The organism is Mesorhizobium tamadayense (assembly GCF_003863365.1).
GTDB classification, from domain to species: domain Bacteria; phylum Pseudomonadota; class Alphaproteobacteria; order Rhizobiales; family Rhizobiaceae; genus Mesorhizobium; species Mesorhizobium tamadayense.
On record NZ_RQXT01000003.1, the window covers coordinates 35,179 to 53,136 of the forward strand.

Sequence of the window (17,958 nt, forward strand, 5' to 3'; positions counted from 1 at the left end):
GACGTGGGACGCTATATGCAGCGCTTTGCCGGCCGGATAATTCTGCTGTGGGGGTGGCGGCGGTCGCTGATTGCGTTTCTCGCGGGCGCGCTCGCGGTTCTCGCCCAGGCGCCCTACGATTTCTTCGCCGTCTGCTTCGTCTCGTTTCCGGTGCTTGTCTGGTTGCTCGACGGCGCCACCGGTGAAGCTTCCGATGGCTGGCTCAAGCGCCTGCGGCCGGCCTTCGCCACCGGATGGTGGTTCGGCTTCGGCTATTTCCTCGCCGGCCTCTGGTGGATCGGCCAGGCGCTTCTGGTCGAGGCCGACAGCTTCGCCTGGGCCTTGCCCTTCGCCGTGGTCGGAATCCCTTTCGCGCTCGCCTTTTTCTACGGCTTTGCGACGGTCGTGGCGCGGCTTTGCTGGAGCAGCGACATCGGCCGCATCGCCGCGCTCGCCTTCGGCTTCGGCCTTGCCGAATGGCTGCGCGATTTTCTCTTCACCGGCTTTCCCTGGAATGCCGTCGGCTATGCCGCGATGCCGGTGCCGCTCTTGATGCAGAGCGTGTCGGTGACCGGCATGATCGGCATGAACGCGCTCGCCGTCTTCGTCTTTTCGCTTCCCGCGCTTGTCGTCGCGCGCCGGCATCTCAGGCTGGGCTCGGCCTTGTTCGTCATCCTCGTCGCCGCTCACGTCGGCTTCGGCTATTTCAGGCTTGCCGTCCCGGCCGAGCCGGCCACCCGCTCGATCGACGTTCGCATCGTCCAGCCCGCCGTCGATCTCAGCGAGAAATGGGATGCCTCGGTGCGCGACCGCATCTTCGCCACGCTGATGGGGATATCGGCGAAGGCGCCGGAACAGGGCCATGCCAAGCCGCAGCTGATCCTGTGGCCGGAAACGTCGGTGCCGTTCCTATTCACCGAGCGTCCGGATGCGCTGACCGCGCTGGGCGACATGCTGGGCAACGGCCAGATGCTGATTGCCGGCGTGGTGCGCGAGGAGGGCGGTTCGGGGAATGCCGGCAGCCGTTATTACAATTCCGTGGTGGCGATCAACGACAAGGGCGAGATCGCCGACGCCGTCGACAAGGTGCATCTGGTGCCCTTCGGCGAATATCTGCCTTTTGCCGATCTGTTCGAGCGTTTCGGCGTAGGCCAGCTCGTTGCCGGGCCGATGAATTTCGCCGCCGGCAACGAGCGTCATTCGATCGCGGTGCCGAACGGCCTGCGGGCGGTTCCCTTCATCTGTTACGAGGTCATCTTTCCTGACCTTGTAGCGGTTGACGCCGCGTCATCTGAACTTATTGTGAACGTCACCAACGACGCCTGGTTTGGCGACACGCCAGGGCCCTACCAGCACTTCAGGCAGGCGCAGATTCGCGCAGTGGAGAATGGATTACCTTTGTTGCGTGCAGCTAACAACGGCATCTCCGCCGTTGTCGATTCGCGCGGGCTTATCGTCGATGCCCTGGCGGTCGACGCGCGCGGCGCCATCGACGCGCATGTGCCGGTTTCCGGGCACGCCCTGCTGTCCGCCGACCAGCGGCGCATTAACGGATTGCTGATCATGTTGCTGTTTGCCATTGCGGCCTTCACAGTGAATGTAAGGCAGCGGCTACGGGTGAATTGACAGTCGGCACATTAGAAACTCATACTGTAACGCCTAAAATTTTCTCGAAGTCGGTCAGAGGGGTCTGTTGGGGCAGGTGGCCTCGGCTTCGTTTGGGCGGAAAAAATAGAAAAAGCCGGAAAAATTCGGCGAGGAAAAAATGACAGAAGAGAACAAGAAGAAGCCGAATCCGATCGACATTCATGTCGGGAGTCGTATTCGGTTGCGTCGCAATATGCTTGGAATGAGCCAGGAAAAACTGGGTGAAAATCTCGGCATCACGTTTCAGCAGATACAGAAGTACGAAAAGGGGACGAACAGGGTCGGCGCCAGCCGCCTGCAGGCAATTGCCTCAATCCTGAGCGTCCCTGTCGCTTTCTTCTTCGAGGACGCCCCGGGTCAGGAGACCGGGGCCGGCAACCGCGGATTCGCCGAGGATCCCTCGATGGCCTTCGCCATCGAATTCTGCGGCAGCCCGGAGGGGCTTCAGCTCAATCGTGCCTTCGTCAAGATTCCCGACGTCAAGGTGCGGCGCCGGATCATCGATCTTGTGAAGTCCCTTTCGCCGGACGAAGCCGAGTGATTCCAGGCTCATGTCGCCGGCGGTGCCCTGCCGCCGGTGGCACAAGCTGATTGTGCCGATAGTCATGCCAGATCCGTCGCGCCGCTTGACGAGCGGCGCCCGGCACCGCTAACACGTGGCGCGCCAAAATCGGCAGCCTGCCGATCTTTTTCAAGAGGGGACACCCGTGACGCGGCAGAACTATCTCTTCACCTCGGAATCCGTCTCCGAGGGCCATCCCGACAAAGTCTGTGACCGTATCTCTGACGAAATCGTCGATCTCGTCTATCGCGAAGCCAAAAAGACGGGCATGGACCCGTGGAAGGTGCGCGTTGCCTGCGAGACGCTGGCCACCACCAACCGCGTGGTCATCGCCGGCGAGGTCAGGGTTCCCGAGACGTTGCTGAAGAAGGACAAGGCCGGCAACATCCTCATGGATGCGGCGGGCCACCCGATCGTCAATCCGGCCAAGTTCAAGTCGGTCGCCCGCAAGGCTATCCGCGAGATCGGCTACGAGCAGGCTGGCTTCCACTGGAAGACGGCCAAGATCGAAGTGCTGCTGCACGGCCAGTCGCCCGACATCGGCCAGGGCGTCGACAGTGCCGCCGACCGCCAGGGCGAGGAAGGTGCCGGCGACCAGGGCATCATGTTCGGTTACGCTTGCCGCGAGACGCCGGATTTGATGCCGGCGCCGATCTATTACAGCCACAAGATCCTCGAATTGCTCGCCGCCGCGCGCCATGAAGGCAATGGCGAGGCCGGCAAGCTCGGCCCGGATGCCAAGAGCCAGGTCACAGTGCGCTATGTCGACGGCAAGGCGGCGGAAGCGACGCAGATCGTGCTTTCCACCCAGCATCTCGATTCGAGCTGGGATTCCAAGAAGGTTCGCAAGGTCGTCGAGCCTTACATCATCGAGGCGCTTGGCGATCTCAAGATCGCCCACGACTGCAACTGGTACATCAACCCGACCGGCAAGTTCGTCATCGGCGGACCCGACGGCGATGCCGGCCTCACCGGCCGCAAGATTATCGTCGACACCTATGGCGGCGCAGCGCCCCATGGCGGCGGCGCCTTCTCCGGCAAGGACACCACCAAGGTCGACCGTTCGGCGGCTTACGCGGCACGCTATCTTGCCAAGAACGTGGTCGCGGCCAAGCTCGCCGACCGCTGCACCATCCAGCTCTCCTACGCCATCGGCGTGGCCCAGCCGCTGTCGGTCTATGTCGACCTCCACGGCACTGGCAAGGTCGATGAGGCCAGGCTCGAGGAGGCGCTGCGCAAGGTGATGGACCTGTCGCCTTCCGGCATTCGCCGTCATCTCGACCTCAACAAGCCGATTTATGCGAAAACCTCGTCCTATGGCCATTTCGGCCGCAAGGCCGGCCGCGACGGTTCCTTCTCCTGGGAGAAGACTGACCTCGCCAAGGCCCTCAAGGACGCGGTTGCCGATGCGATTGCCGCCTGACGGCGTCGCCAAGCCTATCCATGGAGCCAAACGACAGGCCGAGCCGCGCGACCGAAGGATTTTTCGGCCGCCGGCACGGCAAGACCATTCGCCCACAGCAGGCAGCGGCGCTTGAACGCGGCCTGCGCGCCTACCGGCTCGACCTGACGGCGGAGGCGCCCGCGGACCTTGGAACGCTGTTCAAGGCGCAGGTTTCAGCCTTTCAGCTCGAGATCGGCTTCGGCGGCGGCGAACATCTCTTGCATCGCGCGACGGAGGCTCCGGCGACCGGTTTCATCGGCGTCGAGCCATTCGTCAACGGCATGGCCAAGATGATGACGGCGCTCGACAAGCGCCCGCTTGCTAATCTCAGGGTCTATGACGACGACGCCACGCGCCTGCTCGACTGGCTGCCGCCGGCCTCGCTCGACGGCATCGACCTGCTTTATCCCGATCCGTGGCCAAAGAAGAAGCACTGGAAGCGGCGCTTCGTCAGCCCTGCCAATCTCGACCGGTTCGCCCGGGCGCTGAAGGCCGGCGGCAGATTCCGCTTCGCGTCCGATATCGACAGCTATGTGAATTGGACGCTGCTTGCCTGCCGCGCCCACGGCGCCTTCGCCTGGCAGGCGAGCGAGGCTGCCGACTGGCGCCAGCCCTACGAGGGCTGGCCCGGCACCCGCTACGAGGCCAAAGCCATCCGTGAGGGAAGGCGGCCTGCCTATCTCTCCTTCATCCGGAAGTAGGTCGGAAAAATCTCCGAAGGGCCGCGAGGCGCCCTAATGATCCGCAGCTCAGAAGCGGCCAATTCTGTCGAAGGCGGCCGGGTCGATGCCGAGCTTCTTCAGATCGCTCCGGCGCGGTTTGCGGCCGGCTTCGACGGCCCGCGATGCCGCCGCGGCGCTGCCGAATGTTGCGAAGAAATCGCCGATCACGAAAAACAATCCACGGTCCATGATGAATACCTTCCGCGCGCCACCGCGCCAATCTGTTTGTGCAATGCAACATAGATAGGTATTGCAGCGACCAATCCCAAGAATGCACGGCCGCTATGCATCCCGCGCAATCTGCCCTCCCATCCGATAGATCAAACGACGGCGCCGAGAGTTGTCGAACCATATTGGTTCCATCACAATCAAAGTGAACCAAAGATGGAGACATAACATGGCCGCCTTCACTGTACGTCTTTCCGACGAGACGGTGTCCAAGCTCGATCATTTGGCCGAGAAAGTTGACCGCTCTCGCTCCTATGTCGCAGCTCAGGCGATTGAGGATTATGTCGCCAGGGAAGAATGGCAGCTTGCCGAGATCGAGGCCGGGCTGAACGAAGCAGATCGAGGAGAGTTTGCAAGCGAGACTGACTTAGCCGATATCGTAGCGAAATATGTCAAGCCAGCTCTTGGACGATGAGTCGAACCCGCTGGACTCTCCGCGCGTCGCGGCGACTCGACCAGATTGGTGCCTTTATCGGAAAGGACAATCCTAGAGCGGCTGCGCGGGTCATCGCCCGCATTGCCGCGAATAATCTCGCCGAACAGCCAGCTATGGGACGAGTCGGGCGAATAAAGGGCACGCGGGAGCTGGTCCTGACTGACATACCCTACATAATTCCGTATCGGGTCGTCAGCGGCGAGATTGAAATCCTCACGGTGATACATGCGGCCCAGCAATGGCCGCGGCAGCTGTAGAGCGGACCGCCACGGCAAGCCTGCCAGCAGGCTGTCGGCAGCAGGCTGTCGGTAGCAGGCTTGAAACACCCGTCAGGATCGTCTATATCAAGCGCAAATTCTTGGTCGGTATGACGAAGAGTGGGTCCACCCGGTCCCGCTCTTTTTTGTTACCTGCCGGCCGAAGCGATAAAGCGACAGGAAACTTATGACCGCAGCGGCAAGCGAAGCCGACGACCGTATCGTCCGCGAAAGCGGCATCGATGCGCGCATTGCGCTGATCGTGCAGCCGGTGCTCAGGGCCATCGGCTTCCGCCTCGTGCGGGTGCAACTGACCGGCCAGAACGGCCTGACGCTGCAGATCATGGCCGAGCGCGAGGACGGCACCATGACCGTCGAGGACTGCGAAGAGGTTAGCCGCGCCGTGTCGCCGGCGCTCGATGTCGAAGATCCGATCGAAAAGGCGTATCATCTCGAAGTGTCGTCGCCGGGCATCGACCGGCCGCTGGTGCGCAAGTCGGATTTCACCGCCTGGACCGGCCACCTGGTCAAGATGGAGACATCGGTCCTTATCGGCGACCGCAAGCGCTTCAAAGGCAAGATCGCCGAGGCCGACGCCGACGGCATCCTGCTGGAGCGCGACAAGGCGGCCTATGGCGAAGAGCCGACGGTGCGCGTGCCCTATGATGCGATAGCCGAGGCGCGGCTGGTGCTGACGGACGACCTTATCCGCGAGGCCCTGTCGAAGGACAATAGGGCCCGCAAGGAAGCAAAAAAACGCCGCGGCGAGGCGGAAGATGCCGCAGCCGGCGAAGAAAACGAAACCGAACAGGAAAGTTGATCGAGCTTCAGGGCCGCGAGCCCGGAGCGAAGTCGGGAGAAAGACAATGGTTGTAAGCGCCAACAGGCTCGAACTGCTGCAGATCGCCGACGCGGTCGCGCGTGAAAAGTCGATCGACAAGTCGATCGTCATCGCCGCGATGGCCGATGCGATCCAGAAGGCGGCGCGTTCGCGTTACGGACAGGAAACCAACATCCGCGCCGACATCAATCCCAACACGGGCGAGATGAAGCTGCAGCGGCTGATGGAAGTGGTCGAGAAGGTCGATGACTATGCCACCCAGATCGCCCTTTCCTCGGCGCGCGAGCGCAACCCCGACGCCCAGCTCGGCGACTTCATCGCCGAGCAGCTGCCGCCGATGGATTTCGGCCGCATCGCCGCCCAGTCGGCCAAGCAGGTCATCGTCCAGAAGGTGCGCGAGGCCGAGCGCGACCGTCAGTATGACGAATACAAGGACCGCATCGGCGAGATCGTCAACGGCACCGTCAAGCGCGTCGAATACGGTAACGTCATCGTCGACCTCGGCCGCGGCGAGGCGATCATCCGCCGCGACGAGTTGATCCCGCGTGAGAACTACAAATACGGCGATCGCGTGCGGGCCTATGTCTATGACGTGCGCCGCGAGCAGCGCGGCCCGCAGATCTTCCTGTCGCGCACGCATCCGCAATTCATGGCCAAGCTCTTCACCATGGAAGTGCCGGAGATCTACGACGGCATCATCGAGATCAAGTCGGTCGCCCGCGACCCGGGCTCGCGCGCCAAGATCGCCGTCATCTCGCGCGATTCCTCGATCGATCCGGTCGGCGCCTGCGTCGGCATGCGCGGCAGCCGCGTCCAGGCGGTGGTCGGCGAGCTGCAGGGCGAGAAGATCGACATCATTCCGTGGTCGCCTTCGGCCGCCTCCTTCATCGTCAACGCGCTGCAGCCGGCGGAAGTCGCCAAGGTGGTGCTCGACGAGGATGCCGAGCGCATCGAGGTGGTGGTGCCGGACGATCAGCTGTCGCTGGCCATCGGCCGCCGCGGCCAGAACGTGCGCCTTGCCTCGCAGCTCACCGGCTGGGACATCGACATCCTGACCGAGCAGGAGGAAAGCGAGCGTCGCCAGAAGGAATTCGTCGAACGTTCGGCGCTGTTCATGGAAGCCCTCGACGTCGACGAGATGGTCGGCCAGGTGCTTGCCTCGGAAGGTTTCACCAGCGTCGAGGAAGTCGCCTATGTCGACTCCGGCGAGATCGCCTCGATCGATGGCTTCGACGAGGACACCGCGTCGGAAATCCAGACCCGCGCCCGCGAATATCTCGAGAAGATCGAGGCCGAGCACGACGAGAAGCGCAAGGCGCTCGGCGTCGAGGACGAGCTGCGCGAGATTCCCGGCATCACCACCGCCATGATGGTGAGGCTTGGCGAGGACGGCGTGAAGACGATCGAGGACTTCGCCGGCTATGCCGCCGACGACCTGGTCGGCTGGAAGGAACGCAAGGACGGCGAGACCAAGGTGTTTCCGGGCGTGCTCGCCGATCACGGCGTCTCGCGCGCCGAAGCCGAAGAGATGGTGCTGGCCGCTCGCAAGAAGGCCGGCTGGATCTCCGAGGAAGAATTGGCCGCTGAGGAAGAAGCGGCTGGTGAAGAAACCGTCGGTGCGTGAGGTGAACGCGCATCGCAAAGCCCGTGGAAGAGATGAACGATCGCACCTGCATCGTCACGCGCAGGCAGGCCGACGCGGATAAGCTGATCCGCTTCGTCGTCGGCCCGGATTCGGCCGTCGTTCCGGACATCAAGAGAAATCTGCCCGGCCGCGGTTGCTGGGTCACCGCTGATCGCCTACATATCGACAAGGCAGCGGCGAAGAACCTGTTTGCCCGCGCCTTCAAGGCGCAGGTCGACGTTCCCGTCGATCTCGGCGACATGGTCGACGGGCTGCTTTCCAGATCCGCTCTGGGTATGTTGGGCCTTGCTCGCAAGGCCGGAGCGGTCGTTCTCGGCGCTGCCAAGGTTGAGGCTGCGGTGCGCGACGGGCAGGCGCTCTTCGTGCTGCACGCGAACGAGGCCTCGGACGACGGCGTCCGCAAGATCAGTCAGGCGCGGCGGGCAACCGTCCATCTTGGCGGCCCCGCCATCCTTGCCTACAAACTTTTCCCCGAGGCCGAGTTGAGCTTGGCATTGGGGGGTACAAATGTGATACATGCTGCCGTTCTCGCGCAGGACGCGGGCAAGGCGGTTGAGAAGCGCATGGTTGCGCTCGACCGGTATCGGGGCGGAACCCCTGACGATTTGGCAATGCTTGCGGCCGTTGCTGACGAAGATGATGCCGCAGAGGATATGGAATGAGCGATACGAAATCGGGCGACGACAAGACTTTGAGCGTTACACCGAAGAAGACCTTGACGCTGAAGCGTCCCGGCCTGGAGCAGGGCACCGTGCGCCAGAATTTCTCGCACGGACGCACCAAGTCGGTCGTGGTCGAGACCAAGAAGCGCAAGTTCTCGCTGCCCGGCGACAAGCCGGAGCCGGTGGCGCCGTCCATCTTCACGCCGAAGCCCGCAGCCGCAGCACCCGCGCCCGCCGTGCAGGAAGCGCCGAAGGCGCCGCCCCCGGCGCCGGAACGCTCCGGCATGGTGCTGAACGAATTGTCGCGCGGCGAGATGGAAGCGCGCCGCAGAGCGCTCGAAGGCTCCAAGGCCCGCGAGGTCGAGGACCGCCAGCGCGCCCAGGAAGAAGCCAAGCGCCGCACTGAGGAAGAAGACCGCCGCAAGCGCGAGCGCGAGGAATCCGCACGCCGTCAGGCCGAGGAAGAGGCGCGCCTCCAGGCCGAGGCCGAGTCCCGCCGCCGTGCCGAGGAAGAAGCCCGCCGCCGCGCGCCGCAGGCCGCCGATCTCGTCACCGTCGACGACGAGGAGGCCAAGCCGCGGCGTGCTGGAGCTGGTGGCGGTGCCGGTGCGCCGGCCCGCCGTCCCGTGACGCCCGAAGTGGCGCGTCCGGCAAAACCCACCAAGGGTGAGGAAGACCGCCGCCGCGGCAAGCTGACGCTGAATTCGGCGCTGTCGGACGAGGACGCCCGCGCCCGTTCGCTGTCGTCGATGCGCCGCCGCCAGGAGAAATTCAAGCGCGCGATGCACAATGAGCCGCGCGAGAAAGTCATGCGCGAAGTGATCCTGCCCGAAACCATCACCATCCAGGAGTTGGCGCAGCGCATGTCCGAGCGCGCCGTGGACGTGGTCAAGTTCTTCATGAAGCAGGGCCAGATCCTGAAGCCGGGCGACGTCATCGACGCCGACACGGCCGAGCTGGTCGCTTCCGAGTTCGGCCATACGGTTCGCCGCGTCGCCGAGTCCGACATCGAGGAAGGCCTGTTCAACATCGCCGACCGTCCGGAAGACCTTGTGTCGCGTCCGCCCGTTGTGACCATCATGGGCCATGTCGACCATGGCAAGACCTCGCTGCTCGACGCCATCCGCAACGCCAATGTCGTCTCCGGCGAGGCCGGCGGCATTACCCAGCATATCGGCGCTTACCAGGTCGAGAAGAACGGTCAGAAGATCACCTTCATCGACACGCCCGGCCACGCGGCCTTCACCGCCATGCGCGCCCGCGGCGCCCAGGTGACCGACATCGCCGTGCTGGTGGTGGCGGCCGACGACAGCGTGATGCCGCAGACCATCGAATCGATCAGCCACGCCAAGGCGGCCGGCGTGCCGATCATCGTGGCGATCAACAAGATCGACAAGCACGACGCCGACCCGCAGAAGGTGCGCGCGGAGCTCCTGCGCCACGAGGTGTTCGTCGAATCGATGGGCGGCGAGGTGCTGGACGTCGAAGTGTCGGCCACCAAGGGCACCAACATCGACAAGCTGCTCGAGGCGATCCTCCTGCAGGCCGAGCTCCTCGACCTCAAGGCCAATCCGGACCGCACCGCCGAGGGCGCTGTCATCGAGGCCAAGCTCGACAAGGGCCGGGGTCCGGTCGCCACCGTTCTGGTGCAGACCGGCACGCTGATGCCCGGCGACATCCTGGTCGCCGGCAACGAATGGGGCCGTGTCCGCGCGCTCGTCGACGATCGCGGCGGGCATGTGCCGGAAGCACCGCCGGCAATGCCGGTCGAGGTGCTCGGCCTCCAGGGCACGCCGCAGGCGGGCGACCGCTTCGCCGTCGTTAACAACGAGGCGCGTGCGCGTGAGATCACCGAATACCGCCAGCGCCTGGCGCGCGAGAAGGCGGTGGCCAAGCATGCCGGCCAGCGCGGCTCGCTCGAGCAGATGATCTCGCAGTTGCAGACGAGCGGGCTGAAGGAATTCCCGCTGGTCATCAAGGGCGACGTGCAGGGCTCGATCGAGGCTATCAACGCAGCGCTCGACAAGCTCGGCAACGACGAGGTGCGCGCCCGCATCGTCCATTCGGGCGCAGGCGGCATCACCGAAAGCGATGTCTCGCTCGCCGAGACTTCGGGAGCGGCGATCATCGGCTTCAACGTCCGCGCCAATGCGCAGGCGCGTGCGGCCGCAGCCGCTGCCGGCATCGAGATCCGCTACTACTCGATCATCTACAACCTCGTCGACGACGTGAAGGCGGCGCTTTCCGGCATGCTTTCGCCGGAGCGGCGCGAGACCTTCATCGGCAATGCCGAGATCCTCGAGATCTTCGACATCAGCAAGGTCGGCAAGATCGCCGGCTGCCGCGTCACCGAAGGCAAGGTCGAGCGTGGCGCCGGCGTGCGCCTGATCCGCGACAATGTCGTCATCCATGAAGGCACGCTGAAGACGCTGAAGCGCTTCAAGGACGAGGTTTCGGAGGTGCCGGGCGGCCAGGAATGCGGCATGGCCTTCCAGAACTACGAGGACATGCGCGTCGGCGACGTCATCGAGTGCTTCCGCATCGAGATGGTGACCCGGACGCTCTAAATTCGGATATACTTGGCGAACGACCCGGGTGGCGGCCGAAAGGCTGCCGCCCAGACCCCTCATGCATATTGAGACATGCGGCGCGGTCCCATCCCGCGCTTCACGATTTCAGGACCGAAGAAAATGCCCCGTTCGACAACATCAGGCCCCTCCCAGCGCATGCTGCGCGTCGGCGAGCAGGTGCGCCACGCGCTGTCAGAAACCTTGCAGCGCGGCGAGATCATCGATCCGGTGATCGAGAACGCGGTCGTCTCGGTCTCCGAGGTGCGCATGTCGCCCGACCTCAAGATTGCCACTGCTTTCGTCTCGCCGCTCGGCGCCGGTGACGCCGGTTTCGTGGTCGAGGCGCTCAACAAGCACGCGAAATTCATCCGCGGCCGCGTCTCCGGCGCGCTCAGGCAAATGAAGTACATGCCGGAGTTCCGTTTCCGGCTCGACACTTCCTTCGACAATTTCGCCAGGATCAACGAATTGCTGAAATCGCCCGAAGTCGCGCGCGATCTCGGCCCCGATGACCAGAATAAAGACGGCGACCAGAACAAAAACAACGACAAGGACGAGGAATAAGTGGCGCGCCGCGGCAAGAAGAAGGGGCGGCCGGTTTCCGGCTGGGTAGTGCTGGACAAACCGGTCGGCATGGGCTCGACCGAGGCCGTCTCCAAGATCAAATGGCTGTTCCAGGCGGAGAAGGCAGGCCACGCCGGCACGCTCGATCCGCTGGCCTCCGGCATGCTGCCGATCGCGCTCGGCGAGGCGACCAAGACCGTCCCTTACGTGCAGGATGGCGCCAAGGTCTACCGCTTCACCGTTGCCTGGGGCGAGGAACGCTCGACCGACGACCTCGAAGGCCCGGTGACGAACAGTTCCGACAAGCGCCCGGCCGAGGCCGAGGTGCAGGCGCTGCTGCCGAAATACACCGGCGTCATCATGCAGACGCCGCCGCAATTCTCGGCCATCAAGATCGCCGGCGAACGCGCCTACGACCTCGCCCGCGACGGCGAGACGGTCGATATCCCCGCCCGCGAGATCGAGATCGGGCGCCTTGATCTCGTCGAGCACAATGGCGACTGCAGCGTCTTCGAGGTCGAATGCGGCAAGGGCACCTACGTGCGCTCGCTGGCGCGCGACATGGGCCGCGATTTGGGCTGTTTCGGTCATATCGCCGAGTTACGACGCGTCGAGGTCGAGCCGTTCACGGCGGACGATTTCGTCACCGTTGCCGAGCTCGAAGTGGCGCGCTTCGGCGGCAAGACTGATGAAGGCGCGGACGAGGCCGAGGCGCCGGTCGATTTCAGCGCCATCGATGCGCTGCTGGTCGATACCGCCGTTGCGCTCGACTGCCTGCCGCAGGTCGCGGTGAGCGACGACGCGGCGACGAAGATCCGCCTCGGCAACCCGGTCATCATTCGCGGCCGCGATGCACCGGTCGAGGCCGAGGAGGCCTGCGCCACCGCGCGCGGCAAGCTCGTAGCCATCGGCGCCATCGAACAGGGCATGTTCAAGCCCAAGCGGGTCTTTGCCGGTTGACGACACTCGGCTAGTTTCGGTTCGAGCAGGAAAAATGTGTAACGGTTTTCAGCCCGGAATTGCATGAGCCCTAGAGCTGATGGCCCAGAGGAATCATGGCCCACAAAAATCATGGCAAAGGCTGATACCGTCAGGAAACGGGCGCCGCTGAAAATCCGCCGGCCGCCGGTCGGCGCTTCGCCCGGCACCTTGATCGCCGATCCGGCGGCGCGGCGCAGCGAGCTCAGGCTGACGCTGATCTCGCCCGAAAAATTCAAGACCATCGACAATGCCAGCATCGACGAGCTCAATGCCCATTGCGAAAAATGGCCGGTCGTCTGGCTGGATTGCACCGGTCTTGCCAACATCCCGCTAATCGAAGAGATCGGGCGGATTTTCAATCTGCATCCGCTGGCGCTGGAGGATGTCGTCAACACCGGCCAGCGGCCGAAGGTGGATTTCTTCGAGGACCATGCCTTCGTCGTCATGCGCATGATCGACGATGTCACCGCGCATCGCTACGAGCAGATCGCGGTGTTCTTCGGCAAAAATTTCGTCGTCACCTTCCAGGAGCGCGAGGGCGACCCGTTCGATCCCGTGCGCAAGCGCATCGCCGCTTCCATGCCCAACCGGCTGCGCTCGCGCGGCGCCGACTATCTAGCCTACGCGCTGATCGACGCCATCGTCGACAGCTACTTCCCGCCGATCGAGGCCGCGGGCGAAGTGGTCGACGGTATCGAGGACCAGATGCTCAACACGCCGCACAAGCATCAGATGCGGCAGCTGCACGAATTGCGGCGCGACGCCAATGTCCTGAAGGGCGTGCTGTGGCCGATGCGCGATGCGCTGGCGACACTGATCCGCAACGATGTGCCCTTCGTGAAGGCCGCGACCAAGATCTTCTTCAACGACACGCTCGACCATTCGCTGCGGCTGATCGAGCTGGTCGAGAACCAGCGCGACATGCTGACCGGCCTGATCGAGATGCATCTGTCGCTGACCCAGGCGCGAACCAACGACGTCATCTCCTATCTGACGATCGTCTCGGTGATCTTCATGCCGCTCACCTTCCTTGTCGGTGTCTGGGGCATGAACTTCGAGCCGGAAAGCTCGCCCTGGAACATGCCGGAGCTGAAGGCTTACTACGGCTACCCGGCGGCACTTTTGTTGATGCTGGTCGTCGCTGTCGGGCTCGTCGCCTTCTTCAGATGGAAGAAATGGCTGTAACGGCAGAACCCTCTGTTTTTCCGGCAAGACCTGCGACAAGCCGGCTTGACGATTAGGCTGGCCTTTTGCCGGAAATTGCACTATATGCGCCGCAGCTTCGCGCCCTGACGCGTTGCTTGCACCGGCCCCTGCTGGACGACATCCCGGCTGAGGGCGTCCCGTTTCCTCGAACAGATAAGGAAAAGCACGATGTCGATTACTGCCGATCGCAAAAAGGAACTGATGACTGAATTCGCGACCGCCAAGGGCGATACCGGATCCCCGGAAGTCCAGGTTGCCATCCTTTCCGAGCGGATCAAGAACCTGACGGAGCATTTCAAGGACCACAAGAAGGATAACCATTCCCGCCGTGGTTTGCTTGCTCTCGTCTCCCAGCGCCGCAGCCTGCTTGATTACCTCAAGCGCAAGGATGACGGGCGCTATCAGACGCTGATCGACAAGCTCGGTCTTCGTCGCTGACGAATTGACCGGCGGGCTCTCTCCGGAGGGCCCGCCGGTCGCGCATTGGTGCATCGGTCGTTCCGGTGTCCGATGCTGGGAATGGAGCGCGACGCGCTCTCGAAATTTGCATTCGCGCACGGCGCGTTCCGAAAACAGGGGTTTTCGGCGTCATGCGCAAGGCCGGCCGACTGGTCGGCCAGACCCGGTTCCGAAAGCGCAGAGGGCCATTCGGAACCGCCCGTGGACGGTCATGGGGCAGGATTGCAGGATGCTCGCTCGGCTTGTGAGCCGGATCCATCGAGCTTCCCGTTGTCTTGCCCGTGGCTGCCCGAAGGAAGCCAGGGAAGGGATGCCCCGCGACCGTTGAGACGGCGCGACCCTTTCCGCATATGAAGGACAAGATATGTTCAATCAGCACAAAGTGGAAATCGAATGGGGCGGCCGTCCGCTCATCCTGGAAACCGGCAAGATCGCCCGCCAGGCTGACGGCGCGGTGCTGGCCACCTACGGCGAGACCGTGGTTCTCGCCACCGTCGTTTCGATGAAGGAGCCGAAGCCCGGCCTCGACTTCTTCCCGCTCACCGTCAACTACCAGGAAAAGACCTATGCCGCCGGCAAGATCCCGGGTGGCTATTTCAAGCGCGAGGGCCGTCCGAGCGAGAAGGAAACGCTGGTTTCCCGCCTGATCGACCGCCCGATCCGTCCGCTCTTCGCGGATGGCTACAAGAACGACACCCAGATCGTCGTCACCGTCGTCCAGCACGATCTTGAAAACGATCCGGACATCCTGTCGATCGTCGCCACCTCGGCCGCGCTCACGCTCTCCGGCGTGCCCTTCATGGGTCCGATCGGCGGCGCTCGCGTCGGCTATATCAACGGCGAATATGTGCTCAATCCGCATATCGACGAGATGCAGGAATCGAAGCTCGACCTCGTCGTTGCCGGCACCACTGATGCCGTGCTGATGGTCGAATCCGAAGCCAAGGAGCTCAGCGAGGAGCTGATGCTCGGCGCCGTCATGTTCGGCCACAAGGGCTTCCAGCCGGTGATCGAAGCGATCATCAAGCTGGCCGAGGTCGCCGCCAAGGAGCCGCGCGACTTCACCGCGCCGGACTATTCCGAGCTCGAAGGCGAGATGCTGAAGGTGGTCGGCGACGAGTTGCGCGAAGCCTACAAGATCACCGAAAAGCAGTCGCGTTATGCCGCCGTCGACGCGGTCAAGGCGAAGGTCAAGGCAGCGTTCGCTCCGGCCGAGGGCGAGGAGTCCAGATATTCCTCCGAGCAGATCGCCACCGTCTTCAAGGAGCTCCAGGCCAAGGTCGTGCGCTGGAACATCCTCGACACCGGCTCGCGCATCGATGGCCGCGACCTGAAGACCGTCCGCAAGATCGTCTCCGAGGTCGGCGTCCTGCCGCGCACCCATGGGTCGGCCCTGTTCACCCGCGGCGAGACCCAGGCGCTGGTGGTCGCGACACTCGGCACCGGCGAGGACGAGCAGTATGTCGATTCGCTGACCGGCATGTACAAGGAGAAGTTCCTCCTCCACTACAACTTCCCGCCCTATTCGGTCGGTGAAACCGGCCGTATGGGCTCGCCGGGCCGTCGCGAGATCGGCCACGGCAAGCTCGCCTGGCGCGCGATCCGGCCGATGCTGCCCTCGGCCGACCAGTTCCCCTACACGCTGCGCGTCGTCTCGGAGATCACCGAGTCCAACGGCTCGTCCTCGATGGCGACCGTCTGCGGCACCTCGCTGGCGCTGATGGATGCCGGCGTGCCGATCGCCAAGCCCGTTGCCGGCATCGCCATGGGCCTGATCAAGGAAGGCGAGCGCTTCGCGGTGCTCTCCGACATCCTGGGCGACGAGGATCATCTCGGCGACATGGACTTCAAGGTCGCCGGTACCGCCAACGGCGTCACCTCGCTGCAGATGGACATCAAGATCGAAGGCATCACCGAGGAGATCATGGGGATCGCGCTCGGCCAGGCCAAGGAAGGCCGCCTGCACATCCTGGGTGAGATGGGGCATGCGCTCTCCGGCGCCCGCGCCGAGCTCGGCGAGTTCGCGCCGCGCATCGAGGTCATGCACATCCCGACCGACAAGATCCGCGACGTCATCGGCTCCGGCGGCAAGGTGATCCGCGAGATCGTCGAGAAGACCGGCGCCAAGATCAACATCGAGGACGACGGCACGGTCAAGATCGCTTCGTCGAACGCCAAGGAGATCGAGGCGGCCAAGAAGTGGATCCACACCATCGTCGCCGAGCCGGAAGTCGGCGAGATCTACGAAGGCACGGTCGTCAAGACCGCGGACTTCGGCGCTTTCGTCAACTTCTTCGGCCCGCGCGACGGTCTCGTCCACATCTCGCAGCTCGCCAATGAGCGCGTCGCCAAGACCTCCGACGTCGTCAAGGAAGGCGACAAGGTCTGGGTCAAGCTGATGGGCTTCGACGAGCGTGGCAAGGTGCGCCTGTCGATGAAGGTCGTCGACCAGGCGACCGGCAAGGAGATCGTGCGCGAGAAGAAGGCCGAAGGCGAGGAAGACGCCGCCTGATCGGCCCGAACGGCTAATCGAGACGGGCGCGCCGCGAGGTCGCGCCCGTTTTTTTGTTTGAAGAGTGGAGTGAATGGCCGCAGAGCCGCTGAAGACGCTGTTTCATCCCTTTGAGGCCGAGGCGCTGCCTCTGCCGCGAAAGCAGGCCCGCGTCCTGTTCCTGGGCGCGGAGCCGGGCTTCCGGCTGCCCGACGGCTTCGATGCGGCATTGCACCTCGTGCAAGGCTTCCGGCCGCATTTTCGCAGCCTGCAGGCAGCCGGCTACACGGTCACGCCGCGGGCGGAGGGTTCCGGTTTCGATGCAGCGCTTGTGCTGGCCGGCCGGCATCGCGGCCAGAACGAGCTGCGTATCGCCGAAGCCATCGAGCGCATCATGCCGGGGGGAGTGATCGTCGTCGCCGGCGGCAAGGAGGACGGCATCGACAGCCTGCGCAAACGCATCGATGTGCTGGCGCCGCTCGAGGCGCACCTGCCGAAACATCACGGCGTCGCCTTCTGGTTCCGCCAGGCAGGCGCGGAGGCGGCTGAGGCGCTTCGCGCCGCCAACCCCGATCTGATCGTCGAAGGCCGCTTCCGCACCGCGCCGGGCATGTTCTCCTTCGATCGCGTCGACGCAGGGTCGAAGCTCCTGCTGGATAGCCTGCCGGCAGGCCTTGCGGGCCACGTCGCCGATTTCTGCGCCGGCTGGGGCTATCTTGCGGCGGAAATGGTGGAACGCCCGACAGGGCTCGCCGGTCTCGACCTCTACGAGGCGGATTTCGAGGCCCTCGAGGCGGCGAAGGTCAACGTCCGCTCTGCCGCTGTCGAGCCCCGCTTCTTCTGGACCGATCTGCTGACTGATGCGGTCGAGCGACGCTACGACGCGATCGTCATGAACCCGCCCTTCCACAGCGGCCGGGCCGCCGAGCCGGGCATCGGTTCAGGCATGATCCGCGCGGCGTCGAAGGCACTGAAACCAGGCGGGCGCCTGTTCATGGTCGCCAATCGCCAGTTGCCCTACGAGCAGGTGCTGGCGGCTGCCTTCTCCAGCCACGCCGAGGTCGCGCGCGACGGCATGTTCAAGGTGTTTTCGGCGCGCCGCTAATGCATGTCGCCCCAAAGTGTGCAGCGGTTTTGGGAGAGCGACATGCATCAAAACAAAGACTTAAAGCGTATCGCCTGAACCCGTTTCAGCGCGACACGCTTAAAAAAGCAATTCCAGGAAAGGTGTAGAGCGGTTTTCCATCCGGAATTGCGCCAGGAA

Annotated in this window: 17 protein-coding genes; 16 read left to right on the forward strand and 1 reads right to left on the reverse strand. The window is 63.8% G+C overall.

The annotated features are described in order from the left end of the window. The first annotated feature begins 15 nt into the window (after positions 1–15). The 4 genes from lnt to trmB all read left to right on the forward strand — a co-directional run bounded on the left by lnt (position 16) and on the right by trmB (position 4,333). Positions 16–1,605, forward strand: a complete 1,590-nt coding sequence (gene lnt / locus EH240_RS03380; protein WP_124996009.1) for an apolipoprotein N-acyltransferase — start codon at positions 16–18, stop codon at positions 1,603–1,605. A gap of 139 nt (positions 1,606–1,744) precedes the next feature. Continuing rightward, a complete protein-coding gene (locus tag EH240_RS03385) occupies positions 1,745–2,167 on the forward strand; it encodes a helix-turn-helix domain-containing protein (protein WP_124996010.1) in 423 nt (140 codons plus the stop codon). A gap of 166 nt (positions 2,168–2,333) precedes the next feature. Continuing rightward, positions 2,334–3,611 (forward strand): methionine adenosyltransferase, encoded by a 1,278-nt coding sequence (gene metK, locus EH240_RS03390; protein WP_124996011.1) that lies wholly within the window; start codon positions 2,334–2,336, stop codon positions 3,609–3,611. A 20-nt stretch (positions 3,612–3,631) separates the two neighbouring features. After that, positions 3,632–4,333, forward strand: coding sequence for a tRNA (guanine(46)-N(7))-methyltransferase TrmB (gene trmB, locus EH240_RS03395; RefSeq protein WP_124996012.1), 702 nt, complete (start codon positions 3,632–3,634; stop codon positions 4,331–4,333). A gap of 48 nt (positions 4,334–4,381) precedes the next feature. Here trmB and EH240_RS37800 read toward each other — a convergent pair whose 3' ends face one another. After that, on the reverse strand, positions 4,382–4,543 hold the full coding sequence (locus tag EH240_RS37800; protein ID WP_167483904.1) for a hypothetical protein: 162 nt from the start codon (positions 4,541–4,543) through the stop codon (positions 4,382–4,384). 208 nt (positions 4,544–4,751) lie between these two features. Between EH240_RS37800 and EH240_RS03400 the strand changes: the two genes are divergently transcribed. From EH240_RS03400 to EH240_RS03455, 12 genes are all read left to right on the forward strand, one after another. Further along, the gene (locus EH240_RS03400) at positions 4,752–4,997 is read left to right on the forward strand and encodes a CopG family ribbon-helix-helix protein (RefSeq protein WP_124996013.1); all 246 of its coding nucleotides are present in this window, start codon (positions 4,752–4,754) and stop codon (positions 4,995–4,997) included. Continuing rightward, positions 4,994–5,275, forward strand: a complete 282-nt coding sequence (locus tag EH240_RS03405; protein ID WP_124996014.1) for a type II toxin-antitoxin system RelE/ParE family toxin — start codon at positions 4,994–4,996, stop codon at positions 5,273–5,275. Before EH240_RS03400 ends, EH240_RS03405 begins: the two co-directional genes overlap by 4 nt. A 187-nt stretch (positions 5,276–5,462) precedes the next feature. Continuing rightward, positions 5,463–6,095: a ribosome maturation factor RimP gene (gene rimP / locus EH240_RS03410; RefSeq protein WP_124996015.1), complete on the forward strand. Its 633-nt coding sequence runs from the start codon at positions 5,463–5,465 to the stop codon at positions 6,093–6,095. 46 nt (positions 6,096–6,141) lie between these two features. After that, complete coding sequence (gene nusA, locus EH240_RS03415; protein WP_124996016.1) at positions 6,142–7,740, forward strand: transcription termination factor NusA; 1,599 nt, start codon at positions 6,142–6,144, stop codon at positions 7,738–7,740. Positions 7,741–7,772: 32 nt separating this feature from the next. Continuing rightward, positions 7,773–8,423: an RNA-binding protein gene (locus EH240_RS03420; protein WP_124996017.1), complete on the forward strand. Its 651-nt coding sequence runs from the start codon at positions 7,773–7,775 to the stop codon at positions 8,421–8,423. Further along, on the forward strand, positions 8,420–10,990 hold the full coding sequence (infB, locus tag EH240_RS03425; RefSeq protein WP_124996018.1) for a translation initiation factor IF-2: 2,571 nt from the start codon (positions 8,420–8,422) through the stop codon (positions 10,988–10,990). Before EH240_RS03420 ends, infB begins: the two co-directional genes overlap by 4 nt. A 123-nt stretch (positions 10,991–11,113) precedes the next feature. Then, positions 11,114–11,557, forward strand: coding sequence for a 30S ribosome-binding factor RbfA (rbfA, locus tag EH240_RS03430; RefSeq protein ID WP_124996019.1), 444 nt, complete (start codon positions 11,114–11,116; stop codon positions 11,555–11,557). After that, positions 11,558–12,517: a tRNA pseudouridine(55) synthase TruB gene (gene truB / locus EH240_RS03435; RefSeq protein WP_124996020.1), complete on the forward strand. Its 960-nt coding sequence runs from the start codon at positions 11,558–11,560 to the stop codon at positions 12,515–12,517. 111 nt (positions 12,518–12,628) lie between these two features. Next, entirely contained in the window at positions 12,629–13,723 is a 1,095-nt protein-coding gene (corA, locus tag EH240_RS03440; RefSeq protein ID WP_124996021.1) for a magnesium/cobalt transporter CorA, read from the forward strand. Between the two features lie 189 nt (positions 13,724–13,912). Then, positions 13,913–14,182, forward strand: coding sequence for a 30S ribosomal protein S15 (gene rpsO / locus EH240_RS03445; protein WP_095765958.1), 270 nt, complete (start codon positions 13,913–13,915; stop codon positions 14,180–14,182). Positions 14,183–14,567: 385 nt separating this feature from the next. After that, a complete protein-coding gene (pnp, locus tag EH240_RS03450) occupies positions 14,568–16,715 on the forward strand; it encodes a polyribonucleotide nucleotidyltransferase (RefSeq protein ID WP_124996022.1) in 2,148 nt (715 codons plus the stop codon). 73 nt (positions 16,716–16,788) lie between these two features. Continuing rightward, complete coding sequence (locus EH240_RS03455; protein ID WP_124996023.1) at positions 16,789–17,799, forward strand: class I SAM-dependent methyltransferase; 1,011 nt, start codon at positions 16,789–16,791, stop codon at positions 17,797–17,799. Positions 17,800–17,958 lie beyond the last annotated feature (159 nt).